Raw genomic sequence first — 16,704 nt, forward strand, 5'->3', positions numbered from 1 at the left:
AGGGCGGCGAACGCGGGGCCAGTGCCAGGGGAAGGGCTCTACGAGGCGGTGAAGGTGAACCTCCCGGACGGGACTGAGTAGACGGTGTGGCCCTTTTCCACGCGGACGAAGGTCGCACGCGCTGGGGCGGTGGCGCGGCCGTCGCCGGTGGGGAGCCAGACTTCGGCCGTGGTGTTGGCGGGAACGGTGACCTCGAGCTTGAAGCGGCCGTTGGTTCGCGTCCACGAGCTTCGAGCGGTGCCCTGCGGGGTCTCGTAGCTGGTGCGGACGTAGCTGAGATCGCCGGCCGGTTTGGGATGGATGACCAGCGTCCGGTAGGCGTTGGCACCTGGTCGGATGCCGCCGAGGCCGGCCAGGAACCACTCGTCGATCTGGGCGAGGATCATGTGGTTCTTCGAGTCGCCTCGGGTCCAGCGTTCGCCGAGGGTGGTCATCCCGCCCGGGTTGGCCGGGGTGGACGCCATGAAGTAGCCGTAGCTGGGTTGATCGTCCTTCTGGAGGAGGTTCCACAGGACGTCGTCACGGCCGCCGGCCGACAGGGCTCGGATGATGGGGGCCATGCCGATCGTGCCGCCGCTGAAGTGTGGGTTGTCGCCGAACGAGTCGACGAGTGCCTCCAGCACGTCCGCGCGGCGGCCCTCGGGGACGAGGTTCGCGTCGAGCGCGAGTGCCTGCGCGGTCTGGGTGGCGCCGTCCGGGCCGGCGTTCCCAGGCGCGGTGTAGCGGCCGAGGGCGTCGTTGAAGAACGCCTCGTTGAACGACTGCTTGATGCTCTCGGCCAACGCCCGGTACGAGGCGGCGTCCGACGCGTGGCCGGTCAGCTCCGCCATGGTCGCCATTCGGGAGATCGTGACGTAGTAGCCCCACGTGCCCGTGATCCGGCCGGACGTCTGCTCGGGTGCCACCCAGTCGGACAGTGCCGCGTCGACGATGTTGCCGACGGCCTTCTCGCGGCGGATGTAGTCGACGAAGTCGACCATCCGGTCGTAGTGGGTCGTCATCGTCTGGGTGTCGCCGTACAGCTCGTGCAGGAACCACGGGACGAGGACGATCCCGTTGCCCCAGTTGATCTCGTCGCCGAACCGGCCGGTGTAGCCCCAGTCGTACACCGGCGTCTTCAGTGCCACGTTGCCGAACATCGGGGTGTCCGCCATGGACTGTCCCTCGACGAGGTGGTGCATGGTCGTCCGCAGGTACGCGTCGAGCCCGAAGTTGCGGTGGATGGCGCCCATCGGCATGGTGTAGTCGGCCGGATAGGACAGTTTCTCCCGACCGGGGCAGTCGGTGAAGACCGACATCATGTTGCTGGCGAAGGAGTACCGGGCCATGGTGTGGATGCGGTTGATGCGTGGGTTCGAGCTGTCGAACTCCCCCGCCACCGGGACGTCGGCCTGGAGACGGACTCCGGTGACCAGGTCGCGGGTCGGTACGTAGCCTTCCGGCAGGCCGGTCACCTGGATCCACTGCATGCCGAAGTAGTTGAACGTCGGCTGCCAGCGCTCGCCGCCAGGCGAACCATGGGCGGTGTAGGTGTTGAACAGGTCGACGCCGCGTGAGCCGCCGCCACCCATGAGGGAGGCCTGGTTCACGGTGCCGTCAGGGTTGAGCGACTCTGCCGGCGCCATCCTGACCGTGGTGCCCGCCGGCACCTGCTTGAGCTTCAGGCGCGGCCAGCCGGTGATGTTCTGGCCGAGGTCGAACACCCACGTCCCGGGCGCCGGGTTGGTGACGGAGACCGGTGTCAGCTCTTCCTGTGCCCGAACCGGTTCCGCGGTTCTGGCCACGAGCCTGGTGGCGAGGTTGGGTGGTGGCGCGAGGCCAGCACTCTTCCAGTCCATTGTGGAGTCGTCGCGGCGGAGAGCGGTCGGGCTCAGGTCCGAGCCTGGTCGGTTCCATCCTGGTTGCTCGCGGCGGGCGTCGTGGTCCGCACCCGAGTACCAGGCGTCGGTCACCAGCGGGCCGAGGGCGGTGCGCCACGACCGGTCGGTGACGATCACGGCGTTGGTGCCGTCGGTGAAGCGGATCTCCACGCGGCCGACGAACCGCGGGGTCACCGCGGCGCCGGCGGACGGGTCGGTGGCGGCGATGTTGTTGCCGGAGCCGGTGACCTTCGCACCCGCCGTGTGCACTCCGGACAGTCCTGGGGTGAAGGCGATCGTGGTGCCGTCGATGGCGGTGATGACACGGGACTCCAGGCGGTCGCCGCCACCACCCGTGTCGATGTTGATCGTGCCGCCGACGTGGTAGCCGGTCACGGTGTCCAGCGTGACCGTGCTCGCCCCGGCCGGGGTGTCGGCGGCCAGCACGCTGTTGCCCTTGAGCTGGCTCTGCCACCACGAGTACGGCGCGGTGCGACCGACGGCCGGATTGGTCACGCCGCGCCGGACGTACGCGGTGCCGTTGCCCAGTTCGACGCCGACGGTGTTGCCACCGGTTCGCAGCACGGGGGTGAGGTCGTAGGTGCGGTACTCGTTCGAGAGCTGGTAGTTGGAGTTGCCTGGTGCCAGGACCTCGTCGGTCAGTTCCTTGCCGTTGGCGGTGGCGTGGTGCAGGCCCACGCCGGACAGGTAGAGGCGGGCGTCGGCGACCCGCTTGCCGCGCGGAACGGTGAACTGGCGGGCGAAGATGGGCAGGGGTTGGCTGTCGAGCCGATCGGGGTAGTCGATCCAGCGGGCGTCGCCCCAGTCGCTCTGCTCGAGCAGCCCATCGACCAGGTGGCGGGCTCGGACCAGCGGGACGGGTGCGCGTGAGCGTCCCACACGCGCACCCGCCAGGCGACCGTGTCCCGCGATCTCAGCGGGCCGCCGAAACTCACGTGCTGCTCGGCGCTCGGCACCCGACCCGTCGTCCACAGTAGACGACCGGCCGCGAGGTCTCGCGCGGTGCGGGCCGCCTGCACCTCGTAGGCCGTCTGCCGGTCGGCCGGGCAGAGCCGGGCGTGCGGCCGGCACGGCTGTGCCTCGATCATCTGCCAGCTCAGGATCGGGTGCGGGTTGCCGAGCCCGATCGGTGAGCCGGCCCGACCGTCCACACCGAGCCGCACGACGGCGACATGTCCTCCTCCCCCAGTCGAGGCCTCCGCCGTGACGGGCGTGAGAGCCAGGGTCATACCGACAATGACGCGAAGGGACCGGGCGCCGAGCATCGTTGCTCCTTGTCGTTCGCCACTTTCTCGGTCAGGCACCTGACTTGTAGTCGGCGTCCATCGACGCCAGCAGCTCCTCCGGGGTTCCCTGGCCGCTGAAGATGTCCTGCAGGCCGGAGAACATGGTTTGCTGCACCTTGGGGTTGGGCCACAGCTGGTCCATGAACGGCACGGTCCGGTTCTCGGTGAGGAACGTGGACAGCTCGGTCAGCGACTCGTCGATCGTGTAGCCGGTGTCCGGCAGTGTCGGCAGGCCGCCCTGCTTCTCGGCGAACAGGTTCATGCCCTCCGGGGACATCACGAAGTCGATGAACTTCATGGCCAGCTCGGGGTTCTTGGCCTTGGCGTTGACGCCGTACCCGGCGCCCGCGGCCGCGGGGATGATGGTCTGGGCGGGATCGTCGGTCGCCGGCAGGGGCTGGAGCATGAACGTGCCCTTGGGGTTCTGCTTCTTGAGCAGGGCGATCACCCAGTTGCCCTGGATGATGCCGAGCGTCTTGCCGGTGGCGGCGAGTTTCTGGCTGGCCTCGTAGCTCGTGCCGAGCCCGTCCTCGGAGAAGCAGCCGTTCTGGTCCATCTCGACGTACTTGGCGACGGCCGTCGTCCACGCCGAGGTCGCGAAGCTCGTCTGGCCGGCCGCCATCTTCTTGTCGAAGTCGCGGTCCGGGCCGTACACGGTCGTGGCGACCAGCGGGAACAAGGCGATCTGGGTCACCCAGTTGTCCTGGATCCCCAGTGCGAACGCCGGTGTGCCCTTCTCCTTGGCGGCACGACAGAAGGCGAGCAGTTCGGTCCAGGTGCCCGGTGGGGTGAGGCCTGCCGTGGCCATGGCTTCCTGGTTGTAGACGGCGCCGATGCCGTTGATCCCGAAGATCGCGTTGTAGGTCTTGCCGTCGAACTGGGCGACGTCGCTGACCACCTTCGGGTACTTGGTGACCCACGGCTCGGCGGACAGGTCACGCAGGTAGCCGGCTTCCGCCAGTACGTGGACGGTGGCCGGGTTGCCGTTGCCCGGCCACACGCTCATCACGTCGGGGGCGGTGCCGGAGGACAGCTGGGTGCGGATCTGCTGCTGGTACTGGTCGGCGCCGCTGGTCGTGAAGTTGACCTTCACGCCGGGGTTGGCCTTCTCGAAGGCCTTGACGACGTCCTCGACCGAGCCCTGGTCGACCGAGGCGAGCGTGAGGGTGTTGGCGTCGGTGGCCGCGTTCGTGCCTCCGCCGCAGGCGACGACCGTGGCCGCGGTCGTCACGGCTAACAGTGCCGGAAGGATCTTCATGGTGTCTCCTTGGAGAAGGATGCGGTGACGACGTGGTGGCCGGAGGTGAGCCGGAGGGTGGCGCCGGTCTGGTCCAGCACCCCGTCCTGGTCCGTGATCCGGATGCTGTTCGGGTCGGTGGTGGGGACGTCGAGCAGTGCGGTGCTGCCGGGTGGCACGGTGGCGGTCACGGTGACCGTGTCGTCGGTCAGTGACCAGCCGCAGGCGACGCGGCCCCGCGCGGTTTCCTGCTCCGCCTTCGCCCAGCTGAACGTGCCTCCGGGAAGTGGGCGCAGCAGGAGATGTTGGTAGGCAACGGATTCGCCGGTCTGGTCGATGCCGGCGACGCGGCAGAAGAGCCAGTCGCCCACGCTGCCGAGGCTGTAGTGGTTGAACGAGTTCATCGCGGCGGCCTGGAAGCCGTCGTGTTCGGTCCACCCGTCCCAGCGTTCCCAGATCGTGGTGGCGCCGTGGCGGATCGAGTACCCCCAGGAGGGGAACTCCTCCTGTTGCAACAACGTGTAGGCGAGGTCGGCGCGGCCGTGGTCCGCCAGCACCGGACACAGCAGGGCGACCCCGACGAAGCCGGTGGTGAGCCGGTTGTCCCGCTTCTCGACGTCCGCCGCCAGATGCTCCACCGCGAGCGGCACCAGCTCGTCCGGCACGAGCCCGAACGCGAGCGCCAGCAGGTACGCGGTCTGGGTGCCACCCTCCACCCGGCCGTCTTCGTCTATGTAGGACTCGAAGAACGCGTCCCGGATGCCGGCGTGCAGAGTCCAGTGCTCCACCGCGACGTCGTGTCGGCCGAGTACCTCGGCGGCCTGCGCCACGATCTCCGCGCTGCGTGCGAAGTAGGCGGTCGACAGCACGTCCCGTGGCGTGGTCACGTCGATCTGCAGCCAGTCGCCGTAGGAGTTGCCCGTGCGGTGCCGCCACCGCAGATCCGGGTTGTGCCTTCGGATGTGCGCGACCCACGCGACCATCGCGTCGAAGCACTCCGCCAGCACGCGGCGGTCCCCGTAGGTGCGCCACAGGTGCCACGGGATGATCACCCCGGCGTCGCCCCACGCGGGCGCGGCCTCGCGGTACGTGGCGACGAGCGGGGCCACGTCCCGGAACGCGCCGTCGGAGTCCTGCCCGTCGACCACGTCCCGCAGCCAGCGGGCGAAGAACGCGGACACGTCGGCGCCACGGCTGGCGGTCGGCGCGAAGATCTGGGCGTCACCCAGCCAGCCGAGGCGCTCGTCGCGCTGCGGGCAGTCGGTGGGCACGGCGACGAAGTTGCCGCGCTGTCCCCATGAGATGTTGGACCACAGCTGGTTGACCATCGGGTCGGAACACTCGAAGTGCCCGGTCCACGGCGTGTCGTTGTGGAGCACCCTCGCCACGACCTCTGGCGCCGACCGCACCCCGCTGACCTCGACGTAGCGGAAGCCGTGCATGGTGAACCGAGGCTCGAACACCTCGACCGGGGCGCCGGCCGTGACATAGACGTCGGTGGCCTTGGCGCGCCGCAGGTTCTCGACGTACAGCTCGTCGCCGTCGAGGATCTCCGCGTGCCGCAGGACGATCCGCTGGCCGAAGCCGGCGTCCTGGAGGGTCAGTCTGACCCTGCCGACGAGGTTCTGTCCGAAGTCGACGATGAACCGACCGGGTTCCCGTGCGGTGACGGAGATCGGGGCGAGCTCGCGTGTGACGCGGATCGGGTGGTCGGGTTCGGCGACCAGCGGTCCTGGCTCGGTGTCGAGCACCTCGACCGGCCGGCCCGGCTGGTCGGGCGTGGTGGCGTCGACGTGCTCGCCCATCAGCAGATCCGCGAACCGGGTGGCACCCGGCCGTTCGGTCCAGGCGGCGTCCGTGGCCACCACCTGCCGCGAACCGTCGGCGAAGTCGACCACCAACTGGGCCAGGAACTCCGGACGGTCGCCGTAGTGCTGGGCGGCCCCGCGCTCGTCGAAGCCGACGAACCCGCACCACCAGCCTTCCGCGACGACCGCGAGGAGCGCGTTGTTTCCCTTACGCAGCAACGAGGTGACGTCATAGGTCTGGTACTGGAGACGGCGGTGGTACTCCGTCCAGCCCGGTGCCAGCTCGACATCACCGACTCGGACACCGTTGAGCTGGGCCTCGTACACGCCACGTGCGGTCGCGTACAGCCTGGCCCGCACGGGTTCCCGTGCCAGTTCGAACTCGCGTCGCAGGTCGAGTGGCGGCGGCCCGAGCGGGAGATCGTGGTCGGTGGGCGGATCGAACGGTGGTTGCGTGTGGGGATCGCGTCCAATCCAGACGGCGGTCCAGTCGTCGCGGTGCAGCAGGCCGGTCTCGAACCAGCTCTCCCCGGTCGTCCCGTTGTCCGCGTCGTCCCAGACCTCGACCCGCCAGTGGTACCGCGTACCCGAGCGCAGCACCGGACCGTCCCACGGGACGAGGACGTTCTCACCGGACTCCCGGCGCCCGCTGTCCCACACGAGGCGAGCCGGGTCGTCGAGGTCCGCCGCACGCTCCGCGGCCGTGATCCGGTACGCGTGCTGCGCGGCGCCCCGCCGCTCGCTCTCGAGCCGCCACGACAGCCGAGGGCGTGGCTCGCCGAGGCCGAGGGGTTCGTGGCGGTGCTCGGTCCGCAGGTCGTATGGGCGGGTCATCCCTTGAGTCCTCCGGCGAAACCGTTGATGATGCTGCGTTGCAGTGCGAAGTAGACGACGAGGATCGGCACGATGCTGATCACCAGCGCGGCGAAGATGAGGTTCCAGTCGGAGACGTACTGACCGACGAACCCGGCGATCGCGACCGGCATGGTCTGCTGGCCACTGCCGGACAGGTACAGCAGCGGGGTGAAGAAGTCGTTCCACACGGCCACCGCGTTGAGCACCAACGCGGTCACGGTCACCGGCTTGAGCATCGGCAGGACCACGTGCCGAAACCCTTGCAAGGGCGTACATCCGTCGATGAGCGCGGCGTCCTCGAAGTCCCTCGGCAGCGCTCGCAGGAAACCGACGTAGAGGAAGGTGGTGAACGGCACCTGCAGCCCGGAGTAGAACAGGATCAGCGCCCACGGGGTGCCGAGCAGGCCGAGGTCCCGCATGGTCTGGTACAGCGGCAGTGCGGCCAGCTGGAACGGCAGTATCAGGCCCAGCATGATCAGCAGGAACGTCCAGCGGGACCACCGTGCGGTGATGCGGGCAAGCGGAAACGCGGCGAGCGCCGAGGCGGCCAGCACGATCACCACGCTGCCGGCCGTCACGAGAACGCTGTTGGCGAGCGCACCACCCAGCGCGCCCTGTTCCCATGCCTGGGAGAAGTTGTCGAACGTGGGCGAGGTGGTGGGCGCGAGGGGCGACGAGGTGTCCGACGGCTGGCGCACGGCGAGGTTCACCAGCACGTACACGGGGAACGCGACGACGAGACCGGCGGCGATCATCACCAGTTCGAGCCAGAACGTGCGGAGCCGGTACCGGTTCATGACGCGGCCCTTTCGTTGCGCGACAGCACGAGGTACTGCCCGGTGGACGCCACCGCGACGATGACCGTCAGCACGACCGCGAGCGCGATGCTGTAGCCGAACTCCCCCAACGTGAACGCGTCCTTGTAGATCAGCGTCGACAGGGTGTCGGTCGCGTGCCCCGGTCCACCGCCGGTGAGCGCGTACACCTGGTCGAACAGCTTGATACCGCCGATGATCGACAGCATCAGGTTCACCGTGAACGCCGGCGCGAGCAGCGGCCGGATCACCGACCAGAACCGCCGCACCGCACCGGCCCCGTCGATGGCGGCGGCCTCGTAGATCTCACGCGGCACCGACTGCAGCCCGGCCAGGAAGATCACCATCGAGTAGCCGGCGAACTGCCACACGATCACGGCGACGACCGACCACAGCGCGAGATCCGGGTCCCCCAGCCAGTTCTGCCGCCACGACCCCAACCCGAGAACACCGAGCAGGCTGTTGACCGCACCATCCGGGCCGAGCAGGTTACGCCACAGGTAGGCGGTCACGATCGGCGTGATCACCGCGGGCGCGAACAACAGCACCCGCAACACGTTCCGCGACCTGATCGCACTGTTGACGCCAAGCGCCAACAGCAACCCGACCCCGTTCTGGATCACCGTGATCGCCACCGCGATCACCAACGTGTGCCACACCGCCTGCCGCGCGTCCGGATCGCCGACCATCTCGACGAAGTTCCCGAGCCCCACGAACGAGAAGCTCGGCGACAACCCGTCCCAGTCCGTGAAGGCGTAATACACACCCCGGGCACTGGGCACCAACACGACGAACCCGAACAACACCAACGCCGGCACCATGAACCACCACGGCGGACCGGCCCGCCGCCCGCTCCGCCCAGAACGATGGGTGGAGGGGATCGGAACAGGGGCCGCACGCTGGTTCTCGATGGCGACGGTCACTGGCGCCCACCCCTCATTAAAACGTTTCAGACAGCGGGTCCGGCGACCCTTGGGTCGGTTGTGGGTAACGTTTTACACTGAACGGTGCGGCCGACTTTAGAAGTCACACAGAACCCCGTCAAGCCCACTGCCGACCCGAAGTGGCAAACACGGCTAACGTTTCCCACATGGACAGTGGAACCGGGCGGCGGGTGACGATCGTCGACGTCGCGCGCCATGCCAAGGTGTCGACGACGGCGGTGTCGAAGGTGTTGCGTAACGCCTACGGCACGAGCCCGTCGATGCGTGCGAAGGTCCAGCAGGCGATCGAGGAGCTGGGCTACCGTCCGTACGCGGCGGCCAGGGGGCTGCGTGGCAAGACCTACACGATCGGCGTGCTGCTGCCCGACATCCGCAACCCGTTCTTCCCCGACATCCTCGACGGCATCAAGGACACGCTGCGCGACACCGACTACCAGGTCCTGCTCGGCCCCAGCTGCGACAGCGAGAAGGACGAGGCCACGATCACCAACGCGATGATCGACCGGGGGATGGACGGCCTCATCCTCATCGCCCCGCTGCTCCCCCGGCCCCTCCTCGAACGCCTCGCCAAGACCGTGCCCGCCGTCGTGGTCGGGCGGCATGGCCACTCCGACCACTACGACACGGTGACCGACGACGACATCACCGGCGCCGCGCTCATCGTGAACCATCTCGCCGACCTCGGTCACCGACACATCGCCCACATCGAGCACCGCGAAACCGATCCCACCCGCCTGTCCGAGATGCCGAACGCCGTCCGCGCCGAGGGCTACCGGCAGGCCATGCGGACCCGAGGCCTGGAGATCGACCTCGTCTCCACCACCTACACCCAGGAAGGCGGTTACCTGGGCGCCCAACAGCTCCTCGCGCGCCCGCACCGCCCGACGGCCGTCTTCGCCGGCGCGGACATCGTCGCCATGGGCGTGCTGACCGCCCTCACCGAGGCGGGCCTGTCCGTCCCAGGCGACATGTCGGTCGCCGGCTACGACAACACCACCTTCGCCGCGCTCGGCCCGATCTCGCTCACCAGCGTCGACCAGGCCGGTCACGAGATCGGCGGCAACGCGGCCCGGCTCCTGCTGGCCCGGATCGCCGACCGGAAGCGCCCGTCGACCCAGGTCAAGCTCTCGCCGACCCTGGTTGTCCGCCGCACGACCGGCCCGCTGCCGCTCTGACGCGGTTCCGAGGTCTGCCGAAAAAGCGTGCTTTGCGCGGTTACCGGAGCGTCGGCCCGGGTATGTGGAGGTTGCGTCAAGCAGTCGGCGCGGTCCCTATCCCCTCACGTCACAGGACGGCGCCGACATGATCGAACTCGACTTCGACGACACCGCGGTACGCGGGCTGCACGAATACGTCCGCAGGGTCAGCGAAGCTCTGGGACTGCGCGGGGCGGGTTGGTACGTCCACGCCGACGAGCCCGCCTCCGCCTATGTCGCCCTGGACGGGCGGCTCAGCCGCTTCCCCGACCGCGACGTGGCCCTGCTGTGGGAGGAAACCCGAGGGTGGTCGGCGGCGATCGAGACCCACAGCGGCGAGGACCTGCTCGCCGTGGCCCACCTCGACCACGACGCGGTGCCATCGCCGGAAACCGTGGCGGCATGGGTGCGGGAACTGTTCCGCTCCGTCAGGGACCGCGCCTAGAAACTTGGCGCTCGGCGCACGGGTACTCGCACCGCTCTCACGCTCTCCCACCACGGCGGCGGCTGCTATGTTCGAGGGGATGCGACAGTCCGGTGCGGTCACCGACGTGCGCCGCCTCGGCCCGCACGACCACGTGTGCTGGGGTTTTGACGATTTCGCCGAGTTCCGGTCCGCGGCGTTGGCCTTCCTCGAAGCGGGTCTCGGGCTCGGGCAGCGCGTCTGCTACGTGGGCGAGCCCTCCGACGGCGTGTACGAGGCGTTGACCGGCGCCCGGCCCGGCGCCGTCCAACTTCTGTCCGTCGCCGCGCACTACGCCAACGGCCTGGACCCCCGGGAGCAGGTCGAGGTCCATGCCGCGGCCACCAAGGAGGCGCTCGCGGCCGGGTTCACCGGGCTGCGCGTCGCCACCGACGTGACCCCGCTGATCCGTCGGTCCGCTCAGCTCGACGCCTTCGCCCGGTACGAGCACCAGGCCGACCACCTCATGGCCACGCGGCCCTTCTCCGCCATGTGCGCCTACAACCGCACGGTGCTCGGCTCGGACGTGCTCACCCAGCTCTCGATCATGCATCCGCTGACGACGGAGACAGCGCCGTACTTCCGGCTGCACGCGAGCAGCGTGCCCGGTTGCGCCGCGGCCATCAGCGGCGAGCTGGACCTCTCGAACGCCGACCTGCTGGATCTGGCGCTGCGGCGAGCGGAGTTCCGGCCGACCGGTGGTGAGCTCGTGCTCGACGCGGCCGACCTCACGTTCATCGACCGTCGCCGCCTCGCCGCTCTCGCCGATCACGCACGGGACCTGGGCGCGACCCTGGTGCTGCGCACGAACCGGTCCATCCTCCACCGGCTCACGCAACTGCTGAACTGGGACAACGTCAGGATCGACCCGACGTCATGAGGACCGGAGCCGCCGCCGGGCACACCGGGCACTTCCACGAGGCGCTGCTACACGCGTCGGACGAGGAACTACTCGCCGTCGTCGTCCCGTTCCTGATCGGCGGTGTGACCGAAGGCGAACCGACGGTCGTGGCTCTCGGTGAGCAGCACGCGGAGCTGGTCCGCGCGGCCCTACCACCGGAGGTCGTGGACCGGGTGGGCTTCCACCCGGGCGGCGACATGTACCGCAGGCCCGCGTCCGCCATCCGCGCCTACCGCGACATGCTCGCCGACTACACCGCGTCCGGCGCCGACCAGATCCGGATCGTCGGCGAACTACCGACCACCGAACTGGGCACGACCTGGGACTGGTGGTCCCGGTACGAGTCGGCCGTCAACCACAGCTACGACGAGTTCCCGCTGTGGAGCATGTGCGCCTACGACACCCGAACCACCGCGGCCCACGTGCTGGCCGACGTCGCACGCACCCACCCGCGCACGGCCCGGCCCCGCGACCTGCACATCCCGAACGCGGACTACGTGGACCCGGGACGATTCCTACGCAGGCGCGTGGCCTTCGCGCCCGACCCGCTCGAGCTCACCCCGCCGACCGTCGACCTCAAGGATCCGACCACGGCCGAGACGCGTGCCGCGATCGCACAGCTCAACGACGGCATCCTGCCCCCGCGAAAGCTGGGCGACCTGCAGCTCGCGGCCACCGAAGCGGTGGCGAACGGGCTGACCCACGGCACCCCGCCCGTCGTCGTCCGATGCTGGGCCGACACGACCCGCATCGTGATCACCGTGACCGACCGCGGCGGCGGCCCGACCGACCCGTTCGCCGGTCTGCAGGCCGCGGCACACGCCCCGAACGGTGGTTTCGGCCTCTGGCTCGCACACCAACTCTGCGACCACGTCGCCATGGACCACGCCGCCGACGGCTTCACCCTGCGCCTCATCAGCGGCGACCCGTACCAACGGATCAACCGACCACCGGACGGCAAGACCGGGCCCTGACGGAGATCGGGGCCCTCGCTGACGTCAGCGAGGGCCCCGATCTCTTGGTTACTTCTTCAGTGCGTAGGCGTGGATGATCGTCGCCTTGGCGCTGTTGCCGGCGTTGTCCGAGACCGACCACCGAAGTGACGCGAACGTCGCGTTCCTCGGGTGCTTGACCTCGGCCTGCCACTGGCCGTTGCCGGTCACGCGAACCGGCTGCCAGGTCGTCCCGTCGTCGTAGGAGATCTCGACCGTCGGCTTGTTCACCTGGCCCGGCTGTTCAGCTCCGTTGCGCTGCACGTACACCGGGAAACGGAACGTCGTCCCGGCCTTCGCGGCGTTGTGGCTGTCCAGGTTCGGCGCGAACCGGACCGCCAGCGCGGGCACCGTTTCGCGGCGCATTTCGTCGGTGTGGCTCGAGCGGAACGTCCACTCGGCGTCGACCCGGGTGGACAGCGGACCTGTCCTGGTCGTGGTGGCGCGGGCCGTGTAGGTGGCCTCCTCCGGCGGCAGAGTGGCGAAGAAGAAGTTCGAGTACGGGGACTCGGCGACGACCTCACCGTCGTGGACCACCTGGATGGTGCCCGACAGATCGTCGTCAAACCAGGAGAGGTCGGCGTTCTGGTCGTCGATCAGGTCGGTGTTGACCTGCAGGTGGTCGCCCTGGCGGGAGAACCCACTGCCCTTGCTGGTCGGGTTGTAGGCGAACCCGGGTCCGAACACCCCGGTGTTCCACCGTTCGTGGACCGTGGGGCCGAGCTCGTACGACCTCGGCCGGGACGCGGTGCCATGCGTGCCGACCGTCACCACCGGGTCCCAGCTGGTGATCTCGTCGAAGGTCGGGCTCCACTCGCTGCCGGGTGTGTAGTACTCGATCAGCGTGTAGGGCAGCGGCATCGTGAGGAACTTCTCCCGCAGACCGATCTTGCCGGGCTTGGCGACCGCGTACGAGGAGACGACCTTGGCGAGGTCGCGATCGCGGATCGTCGGGGTCATGTCCGCCGGCACCGCGCCGCTGTCGTCGACGTGCCGCACGTTGTACAGGTACGGGCTGGCGTGGAACCCGGGTTCCGTGCCCGTACCGTCCGGCCTGGCGAGTTGGCCGGTCATCGTCACGTCGAACGCGCCGGGCGCGGTCGTCCGCGACGGGCGGGCGAAGGCGTTGCGGAAGTTCATGGCGGACCAACTGGTCCCGACCTGTCCCCACTTGGTCTTCATCTGGTACGAGACGCTCGCCGTGGCCTCGGTGGCCTCCGGCCGGTCCACGGTGAACCCGAGCGGCACGCCGTCCCGCGCGTCGAACGTGTACGCGGTGTGGTTGCCGTCCACCACGAACGCGGGCTCGTTGAACTGGGTCGACAGCGTCGCGCTCGCACGGGTCCACACGGTGCCGTCCAGGAAGTACGTGCCCTTCGGCACCCGCACGGCGACCTGTCCAGCCGGGTCGTACCCGGCGAAGTAGTCCTTCCGGTTGGTGCGGTCGACGAGCCGGAACCCGAAGTGCGGGGTGGGCTGTCCGTCGTGGTCGAGGAAGGTGAGTTTCACGTCGATCTTCTCGATCTCGCGGGTCACGGCGATCGGTGTACGCACACCGGCGCCGGCTCCGGTCGCGACGACCGCGCCGGAGTACTCACCGTCGGCGCCGTCGACCCGGGTGTCGGCGGTCACGGTGACGTCCGTGCTTCCGCCGGCGGGCACGGTGACCTGAGCGGCGGACACGGTGAACATGCCCGCCGGGGCGGGCTTCCCGTCCGGACCGGTCACGTCGACGGTCACGCCCAGGGTCACCGGCGCGGTGCCTTGGTTGGTGTAGGTGACCGTCTTCGCGATCGGCTGGTCGTCGTTGTGCGGGAACAGGGCCGTGCCCAGGCCCAGGCTCACCGGCGACGCCGACACGGTGGCCCCGAGGGCCGCGGGGACGTCGACCCGGCCTGCGCCCTGCTCGTACGCGGTCAGCCCGTCCGTCGGGTCGGCGCTGCTCATGAGCGCTGACTTGAGCCGGTCAGCGGTCCAGTCCGGGTGTGCCCCGGCCAGGATCGCGGCCGCGCCGGCCACGTGCGGGGTGGCCATCGACGTGCCGGACATCGACACGTAGCCGTCGCCGACCGGAGTGCCGTTCCAGCCGTTGGCGGCCCTGGCGGCGACGATGTCCACGCCCGGCGCGGTGATGTCGGGCTTGATCGCGCCGTCGTTGAACCGAGGACCGGTACTGGAGAACGTGGCGAGCTGGTCGTCGCGGTCCACCGCGCCCACGGTGAGCGCGGCGTCGGCCGCCGCGGGGCTGCCGATCGACTGGTAGCCGGAGTTGCCGGCGGCGACGACGAACAACACGCCGGTCTCGGCGGTCAACCGGTTGACCGCCTCCGACATGGGATCGGCGCCGTCGCTCGGGGCGGTGGTGCCGAGGCTCAGGTTGACCACGTCGGCGCCGTTCGTGGCCGCCCACTCCATGCCGGCGATGATCCACGACTCGTGGCCGTCGCCGAAGTCGGTCATCACCTTGCCGTTCAACAGGTGCGCGTCCGGTGCGACGCCCTTGTAGCGGTCGCCGGAACCGGTGATGGTCGACGCCAGGTGGGTGCCGTGACCGTGCCCGTCGTCCGCGCCGTTCGGGTTCCCGGTGAAGTCCTGGGAGCCGGTGACCGCGTCGTCCAGGTCCGGGTGCGTGACGTCGATGCCGGTGTCGAGCACCGCGACCGTGGCGCCGGCGCCGGTGTGGCCGGCCGCCCACGCCTCCGGCGCGCCGATCTGCGGCACGCTGTGGTCCAGGCTGGCCTTCACCTTGCCGTCCAGCCAGATCTTCTTCGCCGAGGTGCGCGCGGTCGCCCAGAAGGTCCCGTCGCGCCCGGCGTTCACGGCCACCGCGCTCACCGACGGCAGCTCACGGACCGCGCTCGCGCCGGCGATCCTCGGTGTGGCGCCCGGATAGTCCACGATCAGGGGCAGTTCCTTCCGGTCACCGAAGCCGGCCCCGGCCAGGTCGGTGACGTCGAACAGCCGCTTGTCGAGCTGCCCGGACCACACCCCGGTCAACGTGTCGTCCGGGAACACGTAGACGTCGCCGTCGACGTCGGTCTGTGTGCGGAACGCGATGTGCTCACGGCCTTTCGCCGCGGCCACGTCGACCCCGTTCGGCCCGCCCAGTGTGACGACGTCGCCGGTCAGCAGCGTCACCGTCCTGGTCGGCTCCGGCGGGTTCGTCGCCGGCGGTGCCGCCGGTGCCGCCGCGGTCGGACCGCCGGTGAACACGGCTGTGCTCGCGGTCGCCACGACGAGCAAGCCCGCACGCACGGCACGGGCTCTTCGCTGGCTCATCCACTCTCCCAGTTCCACGCGGCAGCACCCCAGCGGCCACCGCTTCCTCAGCCACTTGAGACACCGCCTGGATCAAGAACGTTGAGCCAAAATCGATGTCCAACACAGTGATCCCCCACGCACACTGCGGGCGTGGCCGTACTGGAGAGGACCGCGCGGGCGACCGGACTGAGCCTGACCTCGTGGGTCCTGTTCGCGAGTTCCGGCCCACTGGCCAAGGCGGTGATGGTCGCGGGCTGGTCCCCGGCCGCGGTGACGTCGGTCCGGATCGCGCTGGCCGCGGTACTGCTGGTGCCGGTGGTCGCGGTGCTGCGGCCGCGGGCACTGCGGTTCCGCCGCGCCGACCTGTGGCTGCTGCTCGGCTACGGCCTGCTCGGCGTCGCCGGGGTGCAGCTGTTCTTCTTCGTGGCCGTGGCCCGGGTTCCGGTCGGGGTCGCGATGGTGCTGGTCAACCTGGCGCCGGCGCTGGTCGCGCTGTGGGTGCGGGTGGTGCGGCGCACCCGGCTGCCCGGCCTGGTGTGGCTGGGTATCGGGTTGGCCGTGGCCGGCTTGGCCGTGGTCGCGGAGATCTGGCAGGACACCCGGCTGGACCTGCTCGGCGTCGCCGCGGGACTGGCCTCGGCACTCTGTTCGGCCGGGTACTTCCTGCTCGGCGAGCACGGCGCGAGCCGGCACGACTCGTTCGGACTGACCGCCGCCGGGCTGGCGATCGGCGCCGTGGTGATGGTCGCGGTCAGCCCACCGTGGCTGCTGCCCTCGGAGCTGCTCACCGCTCCTTCGGTACTCGGCGGCCTGCGGGCGCCGGTGTGGCTGGCGCTGCTGGTGCTCGCCGTGGTCGGCACCGTGCTGCCCTACCTGGCCGGGCTGCGGGCGCTGCGTGATCTGCCCTCGGCCCGGGCCAGCGTGCTGGCGCTCGTGGAACCACTGGTCGCCGCCGTACTTGCCTGGCTGCTGCTCGGTCAGGCGCTCGGCCTGACGCAGCTGGCCGGGGCGGTGATCCTGCTGACCGGCGCGGTGCTCGTGCAACTGGGCTGACCGGTCTGGTCTC

General features: G+C 69.6%; 11 protein-coding genes and 1 pseudogene. 5 read left to right on the forward strand and 7 right to left on the reverse strand.

The window, feature by feature from the left end; genetic code table 11:
* Nucleotides 1-38: 38 nt before the first annotated feature.
* From VF106_RS22275 to VF106_RS22295, 6 genes and pseudogenes are all read right to left on the reverse strand, one after another.
* Nucleotides 39-2,759, reverse strand: a complete 2,721-nt coding sequence (locus VF106_RS22275) for a family 78 glycoside hydrolase catalytic domain (protein ID WP_330841722.1) — start codon at nucleotides 2,757-2,759, stop codon at nucleotides 39-41.
* A pseudogene (locus tag VF106_RS51195) lies at nucleotides 2,759-3,145 on the reverse strand (glycoside hydrolase family 78 protein); the annotation flags it as partial. The gene VF106_RS22275 and the pseudogene VF106_RS51195, both read right to left, overlap by 1 nt.
* 31 nt (nucleotides 3,146-3,176) lie before the next feature.
* Nucleotides 3,177-4,424: an ABC transporter substrate-binding protein gene (locus tag VF106_RS22280; protein ID WP_330841723.1), complete on the reverse strand. Its 1,248-nt coding sequence runs from the start codon at nucleotides 4,422-4,424 to the stop codon at nucleotides 3,177-3,179.
* On the reverse strand, nucleotides 4,421-7,045 hold the full coding sequence (locus VF106_RS22285) for an alpha-L-rhamnosidase (protein WP_330841724.1): 2,625 nt from the start codon (nucleotides 7,043-7,045) through the stop codon (nucleotides 4,421-4,423). The genes VF106_RS22280 and VF106_RS22285 overlap by 4 nt, the downstream gene beginning before the upstream one ends.
* A complete protein-coding gene (locus tag VF106_RS22290) occupies nucleotides 7,042-7,863 on the reverse strand; it encodes a carbohydrate ABC transporter permease (RefSeq protein ID WP_330841725.1) in 822 nt (273 codons plus the stop codon). Before VF106_RS22290 ends, VF106_RS22285 begins: the two co-directional genes overlap by 4 nt.
* Entirely contained in the window at nucleotides 7,860-8,702 is an 843-nt protein-coding gene (locus VF106_RS22295) for a carbohydrate ABC transporter permease (RefSeq protein ID WP_330841726.1), read from the reverse strand. The genes VF106_RS22290 and VF106_RS22295 overlap by 4 nt, the downstream gene beginning before the upstream one ends.
* A gap of 269 nt (nucleotides 8,703-8,971) precedes the next feature.
* Here VF106_RS22295 and VF106_RS22300 point away from each other — a divergent pair, with 269 nt between their 5' ends.
* The 4 genes from VF106_RS22300 to VF106_RS22315 all read left to right on the forward strand — a co-directional run bounded on the left by VF106_RS22300 (nucleotide 8,972) and on the right by VF106_RS22315 (nucleotide 12,359).
* Complete coding sequence (locus tag VF106_RS22300; protein WP_330841727.1) at nucleotides 8,972-10,000, forward strand: LacI family DNA-binding transcriptional regulator; 1,029 nt, start codon at nucleotides 8,972-8,974, stop codon at nucleotides 9,998-10,000.
* A 127-nt stretch (nucleotides 10,001-10,127) separates the two neighbouring features.
* Entirely contained in the window at nucleotides 10,128-10,466 is a 339-nt protein-coding gene (locus VF106_RS22305) for a DUF6292 family protein (RefSeq protein ID WP_330841728.1), read from the forward strand.
* A gap of 79 nt (nucleotides 10,467-10,545) precedes the next feature.
* Nucleotides 10,546-11,364 carry an MEDS and STAS domain-containing protein gene (locus VF106_RS22310; protein WP_330841729.1) on the forward strand — a complete coding sequence of 273 codons (819 nt, stop codon included), beginning with the start codon at nucleotides 10,546-10,548 and terminating at the stop codon, nucleotides 11,362-11,364.
* Nucleotides 11,361-12,359: an anti-sigma factor RsbA family regulatory protein gene (locus VF106_RS22315; protein ID WP_330841730.1), complete on the forward strand. Its 999-nt coding sequence runs from the start codon at nucleotides 11,361-11,363 to the stop codon at nucleotides 12,357-12,359. Before VF106_RS22310 ends, VF106_RS22315 begins: the two co-directional genes overlap by 4 nt.
* Before the next feature lie 48 nt (nucleotides 12,360-12,407).
* Here the strand turns inward: VF106_RS22315 and VF106_RS22320 are convergent, their stop codons facing one another.
* Nucleotides 12,408-15,656: a S8 family peptidase gene (locus VF106_RS22320; RefSeq protein ID WP_330841731.1), complete on the reverse strand. Its 3,249-nt coding sequence runs from the start codon at nucleotides 15,654-15,656 to the stop codon at nucleotides 12,408-12,410.
* Nucleotides 15,657-15,788: 132 nt separating this feature from the next.
* On the opposite strand from VF106_RS22320, the gene VF106_RS22325 reads away from it, so the two are divergent.
* Nucleotides 15,789-16,691 carry an EamA family transporter gene (locus VF106_RS22325; RefSeq protein WP_330841732.1) on the forward strand — a complete coding sequence of 301 codons (903 nt, stop codon included), beginning with the start codon at nucleotides 15,789-15,791 and terminating at the stop codon, nucleotides 16,689-16,691.
* Nucleotides 16,692-16,704 lie beyond the last annotated feature (13 nt).

This window comes from Actinophytocola sp. (assembly GCF_036378875.1).
Taxonomy (GTDB): Bacteria; Actinomycetota; Actinomycetes; order Mycobacteriales; family Pseudonocardiaceae; genus Actinophytocola.